This window comes from Reichenbachiella sp. MSK19-1 (genome assembly GCF_003590315.1).
In the GTDB taxonomy this organism is placed as follows: domain Bacteria; phylum Bacteroidota; class Bacteroidia; order Cytophagales; family Cyclobacteriaceae; genus Reichenbachiella; species Reichenbachiella agariperforans.
Window position 1 is genome coordinate 1502611 of sequence record NZ_MIER01000002.1, and the last position, 18733, is coordinate 1521343.

At 43.1% G+C, this 18733-nt stretch carries 14 protein-coding genes; 11 read left to right on the top strand and 3 right to left on the bottom strand.

Annotation, left to right across the window (positions count from 1 at the left end; genetic code table 11):
• Window positions 1–20: 20 nt before the first annotated feature.
• Entirely contained in the window at window positions 21–1613 is a 1593-nt protein-coding gene (locus BGP76_RS06075) for a 7TM diverse intracellular signaling domain-containing protein (protein WP_158584093.1), read from the top strand.
• Window positions 1614–1764: 151 nt separating this feature from the next.
• On the top strand, window positions 1765–6234 hold the full coding sequence (locus BGP76_RS06080; protein ID WP_119843971.1) for a choice-of-anchor D domain-containing protein: 4470 nt from the start codon (window positions 1765–1767) through the stop codon (window positions 6232–6234).
• A 106-nt stretch (window positions 6235–6340) separates the two neighbouring features.
• On the opposite strand, the gene BGP76_RS06085 is transcribed toward BGP76_RS06080, so the two are convergent.
• Window positions 6341–6895 (bottom strand): TetR/AcrR family transcriptional regulator, encoded by a 555-nt coding sequence (locus BGP76_RS06085; protein WP_119843972.1) that lies wholly within the window; start codon window positions 6893–6895, stop codon window positions 6341–6343.
• 100 nt (window positions 6896–6995) lie between these two features.
• On the opposite strand from BGP76_RS06085, the gene BGP76_RS06090 reads away from it, so the two are divergent.
• The 7 genes from BGP76_RS06090 (at window position 6996) to BGP76_RS06120 (ending at window position 13710) form a co-directional block, all read left to right on the top strand.
• Entirely contained in the window at window positions 6996–7577 is a 582-nt protein-coding gene (locus tag BGP76_RS06090; protein WP_245816763.1) for an NAD(P)H-dependent oxidoreductase, read from the top strand.
• 92 nt (window positions 7578–7669) lie between these two features.
• On the top strand, window positions 7670–8659 hold the full coding sequence (locus BGP76_RS06095) for a Gfo/Idh/MocA family protein (RefSeq protein WP_119843973.1): 990 nt from the start codon (window positions 7670–7672) through the stop codon (window positions 8657–8659).
• A gap of 93 nt (window positions 8660–8752) precedes the next feature.
• Complete coding sequence (locus tag BGP76_RS06100) at window positions 8753–10054, top strand: DEAD/DEAH box helicase (RefSeq protein ID WP_073118332.1); 1302 nt, start codon at window positions 8753–8755, stop codon at window positions 10052–10054.
• Between the two features lie 146 nt (window positions 10055–10200).
• Window positions 10201–10743: an RNA polymerase sigma factor gene (locus tag BGP76_RS06105; RefSeq protein ID WP_084190249.1), complete on the top strand. Its 543-nt coding sequence runs from the start codon at window positions 10201–10203 to the stop codon at window positions 10741–10743.
• Window positions 10736–11500 (top strand): anti-sigma factor domain-containing protein, encoded by a 765-nt coding sequence (locus tag BGP76_RS06110; RefSeq protein ID WP_119843974.1) that lies wholly within the window; start codon window positions 10736–10738, stop codon window positions 11498–11500. Before BGP76_RS06105 ends, BGP76_RS06110 begins: the two co-directional genes overlap by 8 nt.
• A 262-nt stretch (window positions 11501–11762) precedes the next feature.
• Window positions 11763–13316, top strand: a complete 1554-nt coding sequence (locus BGP76_RS06115) for a hypothetical protein (RefSeq protein ID WP_147407386.1) — start codon at window positions 11763–11765, stop codon at window positions 13314–13316.
• Window positions 13270–13710, top strand: a complete 441-nt coding sequence (locus BGP76_RS06120; RefSeq protein ID WP_147407387.1) for a hypothetical protein — start codon at window positions 13270–13272, stop codon at window positions 13708–13710. The genes BGP76_RS06115 and BGP76_RS06120 overlap by 47 nt, the downstream gene beginning before the upstream one ends.
• Before the next feature lie 64 nt (window positions 13711–13774).
• On the opposite strand, the gene BGP76_RS20235 is transcribed toward BGP76_RS06120, so the two are convergent.
• Together BGP76_RS20235 and BGP76_RS06125 are read right to left on the bottom strand one after the other, a co-directional pair.
• Window positions 13775–13930, bottom strand: coding sequence for a hypothetical protein (locus BGP76_RS20235; protein WP_158584095.1), 156 nt, complete (start codon window positions 13928–13930; stop codon window positions 13775–13777).
• A 656-nt stretch (window positions 13931–14586) separates the two neighbouring features.
• Window positions 14587–15018, bottom strand: coding sequence for a lipocalin family protein (locus BGP76_RS06125; protein WP_119843977.1), 432 nt, complete (start codon window positions 15016–15018; stop codon window positions 14587–14589).
• A 907-nt stretch (window positions 15019–15925) separates the two neighbouring features.
• Here BGP76_RS06125 and BGP76_RS06130 point away from each other — a divergent pair.
• Together BGP76_RS06130 and BGP76_RS06135 are read left to right on the top strand one after the other, a co-directional pair.
• Window positions 15926–16801 (top strand): PD40 domain-containing protein, encoded by an 876-nt coding sequence (locus BGP76_RS06130; RefSeq protein WP_073118325.1) that lies wholly within the window; start codon window positions 15926–15928, stop codon window positions 16799–16801.
• 9 nt (window positions 16802–16810) lie between these two features.
• On the top strand, window positions 16811–18622 hold the full coding sequence (locus tag BGP76_RS06135; RefSeq protein ID WP_119843978.1) for an N-acetylmuramoyl-L-alanine amidase: 1812 nt from the start codon (window positions 16811–16813) through the stop codon (window positions 18620–18622).
• Window positions 18623–18733 lie beyond the last annotated feature (111 nt).

Here is an 18733-nt window from a genome sequence, read left to right on the forward strand (position 1 = left end):
TTTTTTTAGTACAACCGTGTGTGTGCCAAGAAACACTAGTTTTAGAAGGGGAAGGGAGTTGGGATATTAATGCTGTTTCGAGTATCAGCCAAAAGGCTAGGTATACGACGATTGGCGATTTCGCTGCGGATAGTTTAGGGTTCGTTCCAGTCAAAAATTCCAAAATGAATTTCGGTCTTTCCACAGATCAGTTCTGTTTTCGATTTATGCTACAGCAGAAACAGAAAGACCCTATCAGGTATTCGTTACAGGTTAATTTTCCAGTACTAGACTCAATAAGTTTGTATGAAGAGGTAGATGGGGAATTGGTTTTGCTAGGAGTTGTCGGCGATCAAACGAGAGATGAAAATCAGGAAAAGGCCTATTATCATACACTGCCTGTTTTACTAACTGATTCGCTTCCGCATTCATACTTTCTAAATATACAACCCGTGTACAATGCAACTTTTCCAGTTCGCTTATATACACAAGATGCTAGGGACCGATATGTGCTACAGGATGTAGTTAAGTTCGGTTTCTTCTTAGGATTCATGTTAGTCATTACGCTCTTTACTTTGATCCTCTATGTCCGGCTCAAAGAAAGAATATATCTGTACTATGCAGTGTTCACTTGGTGTAGTTTTTTGTTTGCCTTTTTTCGTAATCGTCTAGACCTTGTTTTCTACCCTGAAGGAGAGTTGCTGCATGCCGTACCACATATTTCCATGTTGTTTTTGACACAGGTCTTTTTTGCCTTGTCTTCATTGGGTTTTTTGGAGGTGAAATCCTTTGCTCCTAGATTGATAACACCGATTAGGTTAATCATAGGCTTTTTAATCTCATTGTTTGCCATGTCATTATTGGTTAGAGAAGTTTGGGTGGTTCAACTGAGTGTCTTGGTATCTATATTTGACAATGGTCTGATGCTTTTGATGGGAATATACATCTGGAGACGAGGTAATCATATAGCCAGAAACTATCTCATAGGATTGTCTGCGCTGTGTGGCTCTATCATTTTGTATTCACTGAGTACATCTGGTTTGATCGGAAATGAATTTTTAGATTTCAATTACCTCAGAGCAGGAGTGATGTTGGAGATGCTATTTTTGACCTACATTATAGTAGAGCGATACAGTCACACGATAGCTACACTCCAGATTGAAAAAAATGAAAGAACACGACAGCAAGCCAGAGCTCAAAAGTTAGGAGACGAGTTGGAGCAGACTGGCAAGGAGTTGTTTTCCACGGCGATGGAGGTAGCCCAAAAAAGAGAAGTAATCGAGCAGATCAAAGCAGGGCTAGAATCTACTGATGGCTTAGCAGGTAGTGAAGAGCTGCTACGTAAGGTTCTCAGGAGTGACAACCAAAAGGAAAGAGATTGGAATCAGTTTAGAGAATACTTCGAAAAGGTACATACTGGTTTTTTATCCCTTTTGCTCAATAGATACCCTGCACTCACGACGCATGATTTGCGCATATGTGCTTATATCAAAATCAATTTATCCACCAAAGAAATAGCCAGTTTGCTCAATGTGAAGCCTACCAGCGTACAAGTGATGCGTCATCGTTTAAAAAAGAAACTACAGCTCGACAAGGATACGGATCTCATACGGTTTATCCAGAATTATTCTTAGCAAAGTAGTCCTTGTATAAGCTTTGTATAAGGTTATTTCTAATGAATGGGATACGATTTAGATAGTTTTATGCGTTATTTGAAATGTAAGTCTTGACCAGTCTTTGGTAGATACTTACATGGATTGGAAAACATAAAATCAAATAGAACCTATGACCAAATATTTACTTTCCCTTACTTTTTTTAGCCTCATGATTTCATGGTCTACCACGCGGGCGGATAGCTATCTATTCCCAGCTGCCGCCCCCTCACTTGTAGTGACTTCTACGGGAGATAATGGAGGTATAAACCCTGCTGTAGGAGCAGGGACTGGAACCTTGAGACAAGCTATTGTTAACGCAAATGCCAATAGCTCTGCTACCGTAGCTGTTCCACATATCATATCATTTGATTTGGACGCGACAGAGCAGATTACATTAGAGGCTACTCTTCCTGCCCTCAATCAGCCCATCATCATAGATGGGACGACAGCTACGGACTGGACTTCTACGAATTTAATAACAATCATAGCGACTGGATCAGCTAAAGTGAGTAATGGTAGTGGGTTTAACTTAGCAGCAAATGGTTGCCAGATTTATGGGTTAGAGATCACTGGATTTAACGCGTCTAATCAATCGGCTATTTTGATTACAGGGACACAAGCGCAAATCGGAGATGTCAATAAAGGCAATGTCATTAGTGGTAATGCGACGGCTATTCGAGTCAATGCCAATAACAATACAATCAAAGGCAACAAGATCGGGACGAATGCAGCAGGTACTGCCGCTAATGCCAATACGGGAACACTTATCGTATTTTCGAGTGGCACATCAGGCAATGTATTAGGAGGTACTACTACTGGGGAAGGAAACTTGATCTCTGGTAATTTGTCCAGTATGTTATTAGACGGCAATGCTACATTGCTCGGCAACTATATAGGGACAGATATTACAGGTATGTCATCCATCCCTAATCAAGGGACATCTGTGTTTGTGAGGAATGGAAATGGCTCAACCATCGGTGATGGTACTTTGGCGGGGCGCAACGTGATCTCGGGAAATACGAGCAGCGCTATTTTGGTAGATGCTAATAATGTGACTATTGATGGCAACTACATAGGAGTCAATGCTGATGCGACGGCCAAATTGGCTAATACTGGCGGAATCTATTTGCGAGGAGGTACTGGAGCTAGTATAGGTACTGAAGAGTCTGAAATAGGTAATGTCATATCCGGTAATAATTCGTATGGATTGCTCATACGAACATCTGGTGTGACTATCGTCGGCAATGCCATAGGGACTAACCCTAATGGAACACTGAATCTGGGAAACAACGGCAATGGTATTAGTGTGGAAGGGAGTAATGTCCACATTGGAGGAAGTGAAGTAGGAGCAGGTAATGTTATCGCTTATAACCCTACAGGTATATATATAATATCGGGTAGTGGTAATGCCGTGCGGTCCAATAGCATATTCTGTAATACCACTGGCCTAAGAATAGATACAGGTGCGAATGGAAATAAGGTTGTTCCGGTTTTTGCCAATATCACGGAAGGGGCAGGTACAGGTTCGATTAGTGGTACTTCTGAATCAGGAGATGTCGTGGAGGTCTATGTAGCAGATGATGATTGTAACAGTGATCAAGCCAATACTTTGCTGGGTAGCGCAATAGCTGATACTAACGGAGATTGGGTTCTCAGTGGACTAAATATCTCCGCTGGTGCTAAGATTAGTGCAACTGCTACTTCTACCAGTAACAATACCTCTCGTATTACTTTTGCTAAAACAGAGATCGATGTGTACGAAGGCACGGACAATACTGGCACAGCTATCGCAGATGCACAGTCTGCTACGGTAGATTTAGGATCTCAGGCACTGGGGACTGACTTGGTTACTACTTTTGCGATACACAACTCAGGAGCAATACAGCTGTCTGTTAGTAGTGTGACTGTATCTGGTACTGACTACAGCGTCAGTATTACTACTAATATCAATACTGGCAATACAGATATAGCAGGAGGAGGAACAGAAACTTTTACCCTGACGCTCAGTGGTGCGACCAGTGGTACTTTCGAAGAGATAGTGACCATTGTTAGCAATGATGCCAATGAGGGAACCTATACTTTTCCTGTTTCAGGTGTCATCACAGATCCAGAGATAGACATATTGTTTGATGAAGAGACACTAGAGGATGCGCAAACCAACCATGTGGATTTGGGAAGTGCTATAGTCGGCTCGGACTTGGTTTCAACTTTTACCATCGAGAATACAGGGAATATCGCGTTGAATGTTTCTTCGATTACCGTAGATAACAATTCCTACACTGTAGGTTCAGCCATTGCTGCAATAGCATCAGATGATGACGATACTTTTACTTTGACACTCTCGGGCGCTACTGTAGGGATTTATACGGCTACAGTGACAGTCGTGAGTGATGATGTGGATGAGTCCACATTCACCTTCCCGATCACGGGAGCCATTACCACTCCTGAGATTAGTGTATATGCAGGAGATGATGATACAGGTACAGCACTTAGTTTCGATCAAACAGAAGTACTCGATATGGGCACTGCTGTAGAGGGGACTGATTTGATACAGACGATTGCGATCGTAAACACTGGGTCAAGCGTATTGTCTATCAGTGATATCACAGTGACAGGTAGCGATTTCGGTATAGAGAATGCACCAGACGAAGTAGGAGCAGGAGAGACGGAGACTTTTGAGATCAATCTATCTGGTGTGATCGAGGGAAGTTATAGTGCAAGTGTAACGATCAACAGCGATGATGCAGACGAGGCTACTTTTATCTTTCCTGTATCGGCTGTGATTACTAAGCCAGAGATAGCAGTGTTCGAAGGAGATGATAGTTCTGGGACTGAAATATCGGATGGAAATACTAGTTATGCTTTAGATTTTGGGACGGTGATAGAGGGAACAGATCTATCCGAAAACATCACCATAGCCAACATAGGTTCTAGTGTGTTGAATGTGAGTAGTATTTCGGTGACAGGCGATTTTTCGGTGACTAGCATGATCAGCAGTGTAGCAGTAGATGGTTCAGCTACTTTTACAATTAGTTTAGCTGGAGCGGCTGCTGGGACTTACGAAGAGACGGTGACCATTAGCAGTGATGATGCGGACGAAGGGACTTTTACATTTCCAATCACCGCTGAGATAACAGCACCAGAGATCAATGTCTATGCAGGAGCTAGTACTAGTGGAACAGCATTGTTAGATGCTCAGAGCGCTGCTTTCGATGTGGGAACGGTTGTAGAAGGTAGTGATTTGACACAGACGTTTGCGATAGAAAATACAGGTACAAGTGCATTGACTGTTTCTAGTGTCAGTGTGTCGGGTAGTGACTATGTGGTGACGAGTGCTGTGTCGACAGTAGCAGTAGACGAAGTAGTCACCTTTACCGTGTCTTTGACTGGAGCGGCTGTTGGGACATATGAGGAGACGGTGACCATTAGCAGTGATGATACAGACGAAGGGACTTTTACATTTCCAATCACCGCTGAGATAACAGCACCAGAGATCAATGTCTATGCAGGAGCTAGTACTAGTGGAACAGCATTGTTAGATGCTCAGAGCTCCGCTTTCGATGTGGGAACGGTTGTAGAAGGTAGTGATTTGACACAGACGTTTGCGATAGAAAATACAGGCACAAGTGCATTGACTGTTTCTAGTGTCAGTGTGTCGGGTAGTGACTATGTGGTTACGAGTACTGTTTCGACAGTAGCAGTAGACGAAGTAGTCACCTTTACCGTGTCTTTGACTGGAGCGGCTGCTGGGACTTATGAGGAGACGGTGACCATTAGCAGTGATGATGCAGACGAAGGGACTTTTTCTTTCACGATCATAGCAGTAGTAGAAGAACTAGAATTGCCGAATTTAACTTTGGCTTTGACAGACAAAGTATACGGAGACCCTGTTTTCGAACTGGGAGCGAACAGTGATAGTGAGGGAGTCATCAACTATACGTCTTCTAATAGTGATATCCTATCGGTCATCGGAACTACTGCTACGATCAAAGCTTCGGGCTCTGTGACGATAACAGCAATGCAGGAGGCATTCCCTCCTTATACTGGAGCACAGGTTACAGCGGATTTGGTGATTGACAAAGCACCCTTGACGATCAGAGCAAATATTGTTGTAGTCAAAGTCAATTCAGAGATTCCTGAACTGACTATGTCATTGGAGGGATTGGTATATGATGACACAGCCTCGGATATAGAGTTGCCAACTATTAGTTCCACAGCGGTGGTCAGTGCCTCATCTGCAGTGTACCCGATTGTTTTGTCGGGAGGATCAGCGGACAATTATGAAATCACTCTGGTCAATAGTAGTGTGGTGATCAAATCAAATCTAGATGGTACAAATGTGTTGGGAGCAGAAGATTCGTTAAACGAGGAATTGGTGTTTTATCCTAATCCGACACATGATCAAATCAGTTTGCAGACAGAAAAGCCATTTACAGGTACAATACAGGTTATAGATATGTCAGGTAGATTATATGCCACCCATAGATGGGTTGAGACTACTGACGTCAACATATCCTTGCCCCACTCATCTAATCTCTATCTGCTTAAGGTAGAAGAGGATAACAATAGTGTGCGATTTTATAAGGTATTAAAGCAATAGTTTAAATGGTATCGATAAGGGCATGTTCTCTAGTTGTAAACACAACTAGAGAACATGCCCTTTTTGTTTAGATTAACGTGATTTATTGCTTTTCCCATCTAAGTTTCTACCCCAATCCAACGATTACTGCTATCAGTGAATCCATGACTTGTTTCTTATCTAGTGTCAGACTGTTGCCCATGATCGAATAACCTTCTACATAGGGCAGTAGCAATGCCGCTACTACTGCTGGTTGAGCGGAGTAGTTTGCTAAGGTACTGACCACCTGTTTGCAATACGCATTATAGTATTGATTGACAGCCGTATCTATTGCAGTACTGCGAGAGGAAAGAGCCCATATTTCTCTAAACATAATGCAACGGTCTGTCTTTCCACCTACCACCAAATGATCCGTTAGGATGTTGCGAAGGAAAGTTTCAAAACGAGCATCTTGGCTGTTGGAGATGTTGTCTTGCACTTCCTGCGCGCACCATTCAAAGTAGTTAGCCACTACCGCAATCAGCAAGGCTTCTATGTCCTTGAAGTAGTACTGAAGGTTGCTCAAACTCACTGAAGATTCGTTGGCCACACGGCGCATAGATAGCTTTCCCAGTCCTTCGTTTGCCAATAATTTCATGGTCGTTTGTAGTATCGTATCGATGGTTTGTTCTCGCTTTCCCATTTATTTCTTATCGCTTTGTTGCTAAAATAGGTCGAATGACCTACAATTGCTATAGGTCATTCGACCTAAAACGTAAAAACGAATAGATAACATATAGATTATGATTAATAAAGTTTTGATTATCAATGGGAATACTGATGTGAATGGATTGAGTACTGCACTAGTAAATGCTTACGAAAACGGAGTGCAAAACGCAGAAGTAAGAACCATCCATCTACATGAGTTGGCTTTTGATGTGCAGCTAAGACAGGGATATAAAAAGGTGCAGGAGCTAGAGCCTGATCTCGAGGACGCAATAACGCAAATCAAATGGTGCGATCACATGGTTTGGATCCACCCGATATGGTGGTATGGATTCCCTGCGTTGATGAAGGGCTTCATTGATAGAACTTTCTTACCTGGTGTGACTTTTAAGTTTGAAGAAGGGAAAGTGTTTCCCAATCAATTGCTAAAAGGAAAAACAGCTCGAATTATCACAACAGGAGACTCTCCGGAATGGTACTATCGTTGGGTTATGAAACAGCCTGCTACACACCAACTCAAAAAAGGGACTTTGGAGTTCTGTGGGGTTAAACCTGTCAAGACTACTTTTTTCGGCTCAGTCAATAAATCGACTCCTGAGATAAGAGCCAAATGGCTAGACAAAGTAACGGCACTGGCTGCACGTGAAACCAAAGGTTAACAACAGATGAAAACATAAATAGAACAACGGCTTCTTTTTGAATCGTCTCAACACTAAGTTTGTTTTTTAGCGAATAGCAAAAACGAACAATAATGTCAGAAGGAAAAGAGCAAAAAGTCATCAAGTGGGGAATCATAGGATGTGGAGATGTCACAGAGGTCAAAAGTGGTCCTGCCTATCAGCAGACTGATGGGTTCGAAATCGTAGCAGTCATGCGACGAGACCTAGACAAAGCCCGTGACTATGCCGAGCGTCATGGCGTGGCACGCTACTATGGTGATGCGGATGCGCTCATCGGCGACCCTGAAGTAGACGCGGTGTATATCGCGACTCCACCAGATGTGCATCTACACTACGCTAAAAAAGTAGCTGCTGCTGGCAAACCTTGTTGTATCGAAAAACCACTAGCACCTAGTTATGCTGAAAGCAAAGCCATCGTCGAAGCGTTCAAGGAGAAGGACTTGCCCTTATTCGTGGCATACTACAGACGGTCACTACCGAGATTTACACAAGTGAAATCTTGGATAGATGCGGGGAAAGTAGGAACAGTTCGACACATCAGTTGGCACTACAGCAAAGGGCCAAGTGACCAAGACCAAAGCAAGGAGTACAACTGGCGTACTGATCCTGTCGTAGCACCTGGAGGGTACTTCGACGACTTGGCGAGTCATGGATTAGATTTGTTTGCCTATTTGCTAGGGGAGATGAAGGACGTTTCTGGCATTAGTCTCAACCAACAGGGACTGTATGGAGCCAAGGATGCGTTTGCCGCCTCGTGGCTGCATACGAGTACAGTGACGGGTACAGGGAGCTGGAACTTTGGGACTTTCGGTTACGAGGATAGTGTAAAAATCTATGGTAGTCTAGGGACTATTTCCTTTTCGGTCTTTGATGAGCAGCCTGTGGTGTTAGAAACTGCTGAAGGCCGACAGGCTTTGGAGATTGCTCACCCTGGAGCAGTACAGCTACATCATGTCCAGGATATGAGAGATCATCTCGCAGGCCAAGGCACGCATCCTTCGTTAGGAGAGTCAGCTGCGCATACGAGTTGGGTGATGGATCGCATACTTGGTGTGCACTAAGTCCAGTTGGTTAGCCCATGTTGATTGTCACGTCTATGGCTCACCCTATAGATTATATGCCTAGCTTTGCCGAAACGCTAAAAAGCACATCTTATGAATAACTTTTCGTCCGAGAATATCCCTTCACCGATCATTAAAGCCTTACAAGAAAAGGGCATAGAAGTCCCTAGCGAGATACAGGCGCAGACGATACCTGTGTTGATGGCGCACGAGGGGGATTTTATTGGGCGATCAGCGACGGGGACAGGAAAGACTTTTGCCTATGGCATTCCTTTGCTTTCGCGTATCGATACGAGTATTGGCAAGGTTCAGGCAGTCGTATTGGTGCCTACTCGAGAGTTGTGTGAGCAGGTAGGCAAGGAGCTGACAGGACTAGCCAAGCATATAGAGGGTCTCAAAATAGAATCTATATATGGAGGAGTATCCCTCAAAGCACAAATCCATGACCTCAGCAACGGTTCGCATGTGATCGTAGCTACCCCAGGGCGACTCATGGATCTGGTGCAGCGACAGGTGGTTCATCTGGAGACGATCAATCAGGTCGTGTTTGACGAAGCGGACGAAATGCTGTTGAAGGGATTCAAAACCGATATCGATAAGATCTTGGCGACTGCCAATCGACAGTATGCGACTTGGTTGTTCTCTGCGACCATGCCAGATGATATTCAGCATATCGTTAAGAAATACCTTCACAAAGAGCTCAAGAAAGTACTCGTAGGAGAGGCGGAGCGTACCAATACAGATATCAAACACCAGGCGATCATCGTGCCTGCTGAGGAGAAGATGAATGTCCTACTGCATTTCCTCAAAAAATACACGGGCAAAAAGGTCATTATCTTTTGTCGTACCAAATCAGGTGTACAAAAGCTCTATAAACAACTGTCCGCGCATAAGATGAGCAGTGGGGCGATACATGGGGATTTGCCTCAGGGATTGAGAAACAAAGTCATGGATCAGTATCGTGCGGGGTATATTGATTTCCTAATCGCGACGGATGTGGCAGCACGAGGAGTAGATGTAGATGATGTAGCGGTAGTACTACAATACCATCTGCCTGATACGAGCGAGTCCTACACGCACCGTAGTGGCCGTACATCCCGTGCGGGCAAGAAAGGCGTGAGTTTGACTTTTGTCTTCCCAGAGGAGATAGACAAAATGAAAGAGATAGAACGCACGCTCCAACTCCAACTCCACCAGCTTCCTATCCCGAGCGCCAAGGATCAATTGGTAGATAAGGCGATTATTTGGGGAGGGAAAATTGCTAAATCTAAACCCGTCGGAGACAAACTCGACGAAGCGACCAAACGAGAATTCAAAGATCAGTTGATGCACTTGTCTAAGGATGAACTACTTGAAAAGCTTCTTGCTACCTACCTGCGCGAGCAACAAAATTAGTCATTGGAGCCCCTTTGAATTTGCAAAGAGACAAGCGATCCCTTAGCTTTAAGTGATTCGCGTATCAAACGTACAATCGATGCGCTTTATATGCGAATCATTTTTGCTTTTGTAGGCATTCTTGTATGAGATAAACTAAATCTAACTTGGTTACTAAAGACTTTAATTCTCTCCTTGTCAAGCGACTATTGGACAAAGATCCCACGGCGCTAGACTATCTATACGATCACTATTCTAGTGCATTGTATGGAATCATATTCAAAACACTGAATCATCATGAAATGGCCGAAGAGACGTTGCATGATGTGTTTTTGAAGATTTGGAATCAAATCGAGAAATTCGATCGATCAAAAGGAACGTTATTTACCTGGATGTATCGAATAGCACGTAACCGTGCCATCGATGTGAGACGTTCTACTGATTTTAAAGTGCAGGATAAATCCGATGACATCACGGGGTTCGTAGATATGTTCGAAAGCGAAGGTAATCAAGAGGATTACATCGGCTTGTCGGGAGTTCTCAACGAGATAGGGGCGATGTGTAAAAAACTAATTCAACTCAATTTCTTTATGGGATACTCTCATGCGGAGATCAGCGAAAAGGAAGAAATGCCTTTGGGAACTGTTAAAACTCGATTGAGGAACTGTCTATTAAGTATCAAGGATAAACTGAAAAAGGACTTTGAATAAGCAAGAAATATTAAACGAGGGCTATCTGGTGGCCTACATCACAGGTGAGTTGACATCAGAGCAGACGCGAGAGATAGAGGAGTTCATCTCCAGTGACGAGGAAGTAAAGCACGAGTACGAGGATTTAGAGAGAATCTTGGAGATGCTTTCATTTGATCGTGCAGTTACGCCTGCAGCTACTGTCAAGAAACTCATCATGGAACATAGAGATGTACAGAAGAAATCTACCGATCACAGTATGCTTCGATACATGGTCGCTGCGAGTGTGTTCATTGCGATTGTCTCTGCAGTGGCGAGTTTGTACTATCGTGGAGAGTGGCAGTCTGCCGAAAGAGAGCTGTCTGATCTCAACCTACAGCACCAAGAACTGGCAGAGGGCTTTCAGTTCGTCAAGAACGAGCTAGCCAGCAACCAAGTGCAGTTCGATGTGGTGAACAGCCCAGATTTTAGACGGATCATTCTGGATGGGACACCTAATGCAGCGTCAGCTAAGACAGTCCTCTTCTGGAATCCAGAGCAGGAGGAGATCTACTTGAACTCATCTACACTCGCCGCACTGCCAGAGGGAAAACAATATCAACTCTGGGCACTTAAAGATGGTCAACCCATCGACGCAGGGGTATTCGACGCAGATGCCGCTTCGTTTCAGGTTATGAAAAATATCGCACAGGCAGATGCCTTTGCCGTCACTGTAGAGCAAGTAGGAGGGGCTGCCAGCCCGACACTATCGACCATGCAGGTCTACGGAGAGGCTTAGCCAGTAGGCAATCGTAAAACGAAAAGGCCTGATAGATAAACTGTCAGGCCTTTTTCATGTCCGTTTATAAGTCATTTTATAGATCAGACTCGACTACCTGCTCACAATCCGTCAATCCATATTGATACCGTATATATAACTATTGTAATACTGTATTGTGTCTTTTTATGTTTGATTGTTGTGGTATTGTTTTTTTGATACTATTCTTGCGGCACTTGATGACAGCAGCATCTTGAGAATCAACCATCATCATTTATATTTTATGAAAAACCAACAACCAACAACCAATACTATAAATCATTGGTTTGCACTTGTCCTCGGGCTAGTGTTTTTCACTTCCTGTAGTGACACTATGGATGTCGCACCTACCAAACGCTACCTGACTACAGACGAGATGAGCAACATGACCCAGCTGGGCAAAAAGCTAGAGAATCCCTACACGGTAGAGAACATGCAGGAAGCCTTGGGTAATCTCGGAGCATCTAACCCTCAGGCCAGATCACTGGCATCGTCCATCACTATAGCCCCCTCTCACCTCTATATCAAATTCCTCCCAGAGGATAGCGTAGATATGAATAAGCTATATCAGGACAGTACACTAATACTCTACGACTATCCGCTGGATTATGAGATAGACTCTGCGGGCAGTTTCTACCATGACCCTACTATCCCGGTAGATCAGCCGACTTACCAATACTGTGCGGTGACGGTAGATTATGATCTGCCTGATGTAGCCTACGAGGTACTAGCGGAGCTATTCATCCCCGAAGAACTCGAGGAGGACAGCACGGAAGAGACAGGAGCCAGACTACTTGCCAGTGGCCTCACCGACCAGCTTGTAGATGAGGCACTTCGCATCACAGGCAATCTCGAAGATGCACAAGAAGATGACGCTAACGCTCGAAAAAGCAAATGGCGAGGGAGTGGGAGGATAATGACTTGGGATGACCACTTTGGTACTGTTCCGCTTGAAGGTTTAGAAGTCAGACTTACAAGGTTCTTCCGAACGCGTACTGGTTTCACTAATAGCCAAGGGTACTTCTCCTGTAGTGGGTCTCGGTTCAGATACGAGGGCAGGTATAGTTATAAGTGGGAGCGTCATCAGTTCGGTGTACGAGACGGAGCACTGAGTATGGCAGGACATGAGGGGCCTAAAAAGAGAGGTTCATGGAACTATACCATTGCTAATGAAGGAAAACAAGAATATTACTCCACCATATTCAGAGCAGCATACCATTACTATTATCAAAATATTAAAGGTTTGAGGAGACCTCCTAAAAATAAAGGGTTAACTCCAAAAATGAGAATTAGAGCTTACTTCGAATCAAATGATGATAGCAATGGAAATCATGCTGCACTAAGGCGAGTACTTGGCGTGGGAAGCCAAATAAAAATGTATAACCCCTCTAGGCAAACCAGAGATGTGTATGCCACTGTGATCCATGAACTGGCTCATGCCTCACATTGGCATATGCATAATACATACTTCAATATAACCAACGATGTAGTCAAAGAGACTTGGGCTAGAGGAGTTCAATGGGATTTGACTAGAATGCGTTACTCAACATATCGCGGAGGTCAAACTATTAGACCAGAATACCTTCAACTTGTTATTGATTTAATTGACAGTCCAAGCGATGCAAATAATGGTTATGAATCCATATCTATTGACAATGTCGAAGGTTACACAATTAGACAAATAGAAGATGCGTTGCTAGGAAATTTTAGTCTATCGGCGTGGATGAAAGGAATTAAAATTAGATACAACCATGAAACAGAAAATAACATCGATGTATTATTGGATACTTGGCAGTAGTCTGCTAATAGCCATTTCGCTAACAGGGTGCAATCAACAGACAGAATACAGGCACCAGGCTGATCTGGTCTATATCAATCATACTGATGAGACGATAGACTATTCGGGACTTGCTATTTTAGAACCTGGTGAAAGTTATACAATAGAAAATGACAGAGAAGGTGGATCTAAAAAACCAAGCGTTGAGAACTGTTGTAATGAAATCTTACATGACTTACTGCTGGATGATACCAATGTGTATTTAAAAACAGAAAATCATTGTGTAAAACTTGAAAAAGGTGAAGGAGCTTATGGTATTGATAATTACCAATCTGAGAAATTAGGCAGTCGTCATTTTCAGTTTACCTATACCTTTACAGACGAAGATTTGAGTGGTGCTACTCCCTGTGAATAGATCACTAAATGACACTAACCCTCCAAAAGTTCCAAACTTTTGGAGGGTTTACTATTTTTCCATTTCACCAAACCTGCCCCAATCCAACGATTACAGCTATAAGTGGCTCCATGACTTGCTCCTTGTCTAACGTCAGGTTGTTGTCTATGGTCGAATGTCTTCTACATAGGGCAGTAGTGTAGTCTTTCCAAAAAATTCTACTGTCCTCCATAGTGATCATCTCATTCTTTTTTTTACTCCTCGGCTATGGATAACCCCACCAGTGCGAGATCCGCATCGTTAGGGTAAGTGAACTTAGATTCATTGTATTCCATATAATCCCAAAAAAAGAAGCCGTCACGGAGAAACCATCAATTACCCTGATGCAACGGCATCCTTGTTTTGTAAGCTTCCCTATGAGGAGAATAAGGCCTAGTCACATGCCCCTCAAAACCTGCACAGACTTAGTCTCAAACCCGTGCAGACTTTGCTTAAGATCCGCACAGACTTTGTCCCAAACCCGTGCAGACTTTGTCTCAAACCTGCGCAGACTTTGCTTCAGATCTGCGCAGACTTTGTCCCAAACCCGTGCAGACTTTCTCTCGAACCTGCGCGGGTTTTCTCCTGAACCTAGGCAGACTTTCGCACAAACAACAGTAGGTTTTCTCACAAACTACACTACGCTTTGGCGTAAACCTGTGCGGGTTTTTGGCGGTAAGTCAAATGGTCTTTGAAAGGGGTGTGGGGTCGTTTCATAGGATTTACTCTCTACTATCAAAATGAACCCCATGACAATTGTCACGGGGTTCTAATTAGGGGACTCTACTTTGTATATTGTTATTGTTGAGACTGTAAACTAAACTTATGCTAAGTTCTACAGTGGTTTAGCCTTGCCTATTATTGTTTATCAAATTCGATCTCGATGGTAGCAGAACCATCATCTCCTTCGTCCGTGTATGAGGCTCTCATGTAGTCAGCATTGATATCTTCTACCTTCCATGAAGTAGGAGATCCGTTTTCTGGGTCAAGGGTAATCTTGTCTCCATCTACCGTGTAGCTACCATTTCCTTCTATGATGGCATCACCATCTACCGTGTAGGAGTCATCATTAAAGGTGATAGACCAGTCTGGATCTTGGTCCGTCCCAGATACGCCATCTCCATCATCATCACTGACTCCACCTGTCACAGAGGTAGCCTTCCAAGTGCCTTCTATAAATAGTTTGACTTCTAGCTCAGTTTCGTCATCACACGATGACATAGACACTGCCACTAAAATTGCAATAAGACCTAGTACTGTATATTTAACTTTTGAATTCAATTTTTTCATCTTTATAGATTTTAGGTGTTCTAATTATTTATGATTTAGTAGGTGATAAAAGTGTGCCAACGGAAGCTGTATGACCCAAATAGCCGCATAGCGGCTTAATAAGGCCTGTTGATAGGGGAAGCTACAATCATGGCTACTGTGGGGTGGCTTCTACAAAATGTGGATTAGTGTAGTGTCAGTGCGATAGGTGTGAGGCAATGTTTGATATCAATGTTTAATAGCATTGTTTGCGCAGTTCATGTGTATTAGTGCGTTTTATTTATTTTATATAACTAAAGCTGATATTTATAGCCATAAAAACGCATAAACACGCAAAAACACCTACATGTAAGCCATTTATTATTAACAATGATGCTGGTACTTGTAAAAAAGTGCAAAAGCGCATTGCATATTGGCAATTACTTCATAGTTTAGAATTACACTAGTTTAAACAATAAGCGTATGAAACACTTGTACTACCCTCAGCTTAATATTTACTACTTTCAGATACTTAGGGTATTATGATTATTTAAGATTGACTCATTTATTCTCTTAGGGAGATTCGGAAGTTAGTTTGAGTTTTGATTGACGTCTTTGTGGTTAGTAAACGTTGTATGTAATGAATAGATCGTACTAAACACCTAAGATACGTTCGATACTTACATGTTAGAACTACCTGTATCCCAAAAGAGCCATATGTACTCTATCCTCAAACGATCTATAGGTCGTATGGTATAGTGTTTATGGATGCTTTCTGAGCAGTTTAACTGTTGTTTACAACCTGGCTTTATTTAAGCGAGCCGGGATAGCTATGTACTAGCGATTACCATAACGTTATTCGCAAACAATAAATCCAACCCATCAAAAGAATCAAACTATCTCTCTATTTCAGTGAGATGCATTTTTTACATTTTTAACAAAAATCATTATGAACAAACAAATTAATCTAGGCATGATCGCAATCGTCATGTTACTATTGAGTCATGCCAAATTGTATGGGCAACACTTGAAAAACGTGAGGTCAGTTACCTCTAATGGAGAGTACCAAGCGCCGCTTTGGTCTCCTGATGGGCAGAAACTCTTATTTACAGGTCATCACAATGACGAGCTCTTTGTTCTTGACTTTAAGTCTAATCAAAAAGTCGAGCAAATTCGCTCTGGTGCAGGCATTGGATACATGGCAGATTGGTCTATGGATAGCAAACAAGTAATCTTCAGAGAGCAAATCAACCACAGCAATACTCAGCTTAGAGTCAAAAGTTTTGATCTCAAAACTAGAGAAGAAGTAGAACTAAAGAATGTAAATCCACTTAGTCTCAGACAGCGAAAAGTTAATCCTTATAAGTCAGAAGAATTGCTCGTCTACATCAATTTGAAAACGCTTAAGCTAGAAGCTAAAAGAGGAGAAGACGGTGAGCCTTGGGTTATCACCAAAGAAGAAGGTGATTTTTATCAGCCAGTACTTTCTCCAGATCAAAAGTCGGTGATTGTCCACGAAGGAGCATACATGTATGAGTATGCAGTAGATGGACGCGGTGAAAGAAAGAATCTGGGTATGGGGCTAGCTACGAGCTGGATGCCTGACAATGCAGCTATCTTGACATTTGAAGACATCAGTCTAGACGGACACAGTATCTCAGCTTCGGATTTATATTTCATCAAGACAGATGATAAATCAAAGACACGGTTGACACAATCTGACGACCTAATAGAGACGTGGGGAGACATCTCTCCCGACGGAAAGAAAATCGCTTTTTCGGATGAAAAAACGGGTAAAATATTTATCGCTGACTTAGAACTATAAATCCATATCATGAAATCAATTTTTACTATAAAAACAACAGTACTAACACTAATCATCTTAGCGGTGATTCATATGGCGCAGGCACAAGTGGTAGTCATAGATCCGGGTCATGGATACAGTGCTACAGGAACCAACCCCGATGGTCGTAGTGCCACCGAACATGCTACAGCTCTAGCAGTAGGACTGAAATTAAAGGATCAAATCGAAAACAGCTGTTCCAACTGGACGGTGCACATGACAAGATCGACGGCCAATGGATGGATTAGTCTTTCGCAACGAAAAACCATGTCTAATAGCTGGGGAGCGGATCGTTTCATCAGTATTCATTGCAACGCCGGCGGTGGGTCAGGTACCGAAACCTTCTGGTGCAATAGAAGTACTTCACTGGATGCGGACAACAGTGCCTTCTCTAGAGAAATACAAGACAGAATGGTAGACAAAGGATCATGGAGTGACCGTAGATCTGTAGAAGATGACTCTTACATTTTTCACCTTGCCGTACTCAATGGCAACAATGCGATCGGTGTACTCAACGAGATAGGCTTTGTGGATACCTCAGATGAAACTAAGTTGCTCAGTGATAGTTGGAGAGATTTGTTTGCTGAAGCGTACCTTCTGGGATTACAAAACAGCATAGGGGGGACTTGCACACCGTCTGGAGTGGATACGGTAGCACCTACGACCTCTATTTCGGCAACTGGAGGTACGACACAGTCTGGAGACTTTACTGCGAACTTCACGGATACGGACAATGTAGGCGTTACACGTCAATTTTACCAGACGCTAGAAAAATATGGTGCCATGTGGTATGCCAACCGAAACAATGGTTTCTTTAATGATCATTTTGAAGAAACCTATACTGGCTATACCTACGGGACGGGTACATGGACAGCTACTGGTGGTAAAATGATTCAATCAGATGTAGTAGCGGACAACACAAAGTTGAGTTCGTATCTGTCTCAGACGTCTGGGCTACCTTATCTATATGAGTTTTCGGCTAAAGTAGTATCGACATCAGGACCGAGGAAGTTCGGTATTCACATTATGGCTGATGATGCTACTTTGAGTCAAAGAGGTAATTCATATCTCATTTGGTTCAGTGGCAATGACGACAAGGTTCGAATTTATGAAACAGTGAGCAATGCCCTCTACACGAGAGCTACGGTGGATCTTCCGCAGGACAACAATTGGGCTAACTATAAGATCACCTATAGTCCAGCCTATGGCGTGATCGAGGTATTCAAAGACAATGTATCTGTTGCGACCTGGACGGATTCTACACCGCTCAGTACGGGTAATAGCATATCCTTGAGGACAAACGCTACCGAAGTGGAGTTTGACGATCTCACGGTATATAAGTTCAGATCGGGTTCTAGTCAACTGATCACCGCTGGGACTGCATCGACCGATGATATCAGAACGGCATCTGCCAAGGTGAGGAGTCTGGTTCGTGATGATGCGGGCAACTGGTCCACGACGGGTAGTCTAGATATGACCTTGACTTTTCCTGGAGCAAGAACGATGTTGGAACCAGAAGTCCCCTCACAGAATCCATCACTGAGTGCTATGATTTTGTATCCAAACCCTACAGATGGTCAGTCTCTGATGATGGAGTATCATGCATCATCAAAGGCTAAAACAAGTATTGAACTGGTTGACCAAGTGGGGAGAACACTAGGAACTATCTATGATTCTCCTACTGAGCTGGGAAATAGACGTGTAGATATATCTGAGGTAATGTCACAGAAAGTTTCAGGTATTTACTGGGTGCGCGTGACCCACGGATCGGAAAGTTACACCACCAAAATCATTATGAAATAATTACATTCAACGAATGCCTAGCTAAACGGTAGTCTTGGTCAAGATAGACTAGTTAAGTAGCCCGAGCACCATCGCTCGGGCTTTTATTGAAAACAAGTCACTTGGGAATAA

Bases quoted from the DNA above. Each gene is read 5' to 3' on its own strand.
- BGP76_RS06080 (WP_119843971.1), top strand. From the start codon at position 1,765: ATGACCAAATATTTACTTTCCCTTACTTTTTTTAGCCTCATGATTTCA.
- BGP76_RS06085 (WP_119843972.1), bottom strand. From the start codon at position 6,895: ATGGGAAAGCGAGAACAAACCATCGATACGATACTACAAACGACCATG.
- BGP76_RS06090 (WP_245816763.1), top strand. From the start codon at position 6,996: ATGATTAATAAAGTTTTGATTATCAATGGGAATACTGATGTGAATGGA.
- BGP76_RS06095 (WP_119843973.1), top strand. From the start codon at position 7,670: ATGTCAGAAGGAAAAGAGCAAAAAGTCATCAAGTGGGGAATCATAGGA.
- BGP76_RS06100 (WP_073118332.1), top strand. From the start codon at position 8,753: ATGAATAACTTTTCGTCCGAGAATATCCCTTCACCGATCATTAAAGCC.
- BGP76_RS06115 (WP_147407386.1), top strand. From the start codon at position 11,763: ATGAAAAACCAACAACCAACAACCAATACTATAAATCATTGGTTTGCA.
- BGP76_RS06120 (WP_147407387.1), top strand. From the start codon at position 13,270: ATGAAACAGAAAATAACATCGATGTATTATTGGATACTTGGCAGTAGT.
- BGP76_RS20235 (WP_158584095.1), bottom strand. From the start codon at position 13,930: ATGATCACTATGGAGGACAGTAGAATTTTTTGGAAAGACTACACTACT.
- BGP76_RS06125 (WP_119843977.1), bottom strand. From the start codon at position 15,018: ATGAAAAAATTGAATTCAAAAGTTAAATATACAGTACTAGGTCTTATT.
- BGP76_RS06130 (WP_073118325.1), top strand. From the start codon at position 15,926: ATGAACAAACAAATTAATCTAGGCATGATCGCAATCGTCATGTTACTA.
- BGP76_RS06135 (WP_119843978.1), top strand. From the start codon at position 16,811: ATGAAATCAATTTTTACTATAAAAACAACAGTACTAACACTAATCATC.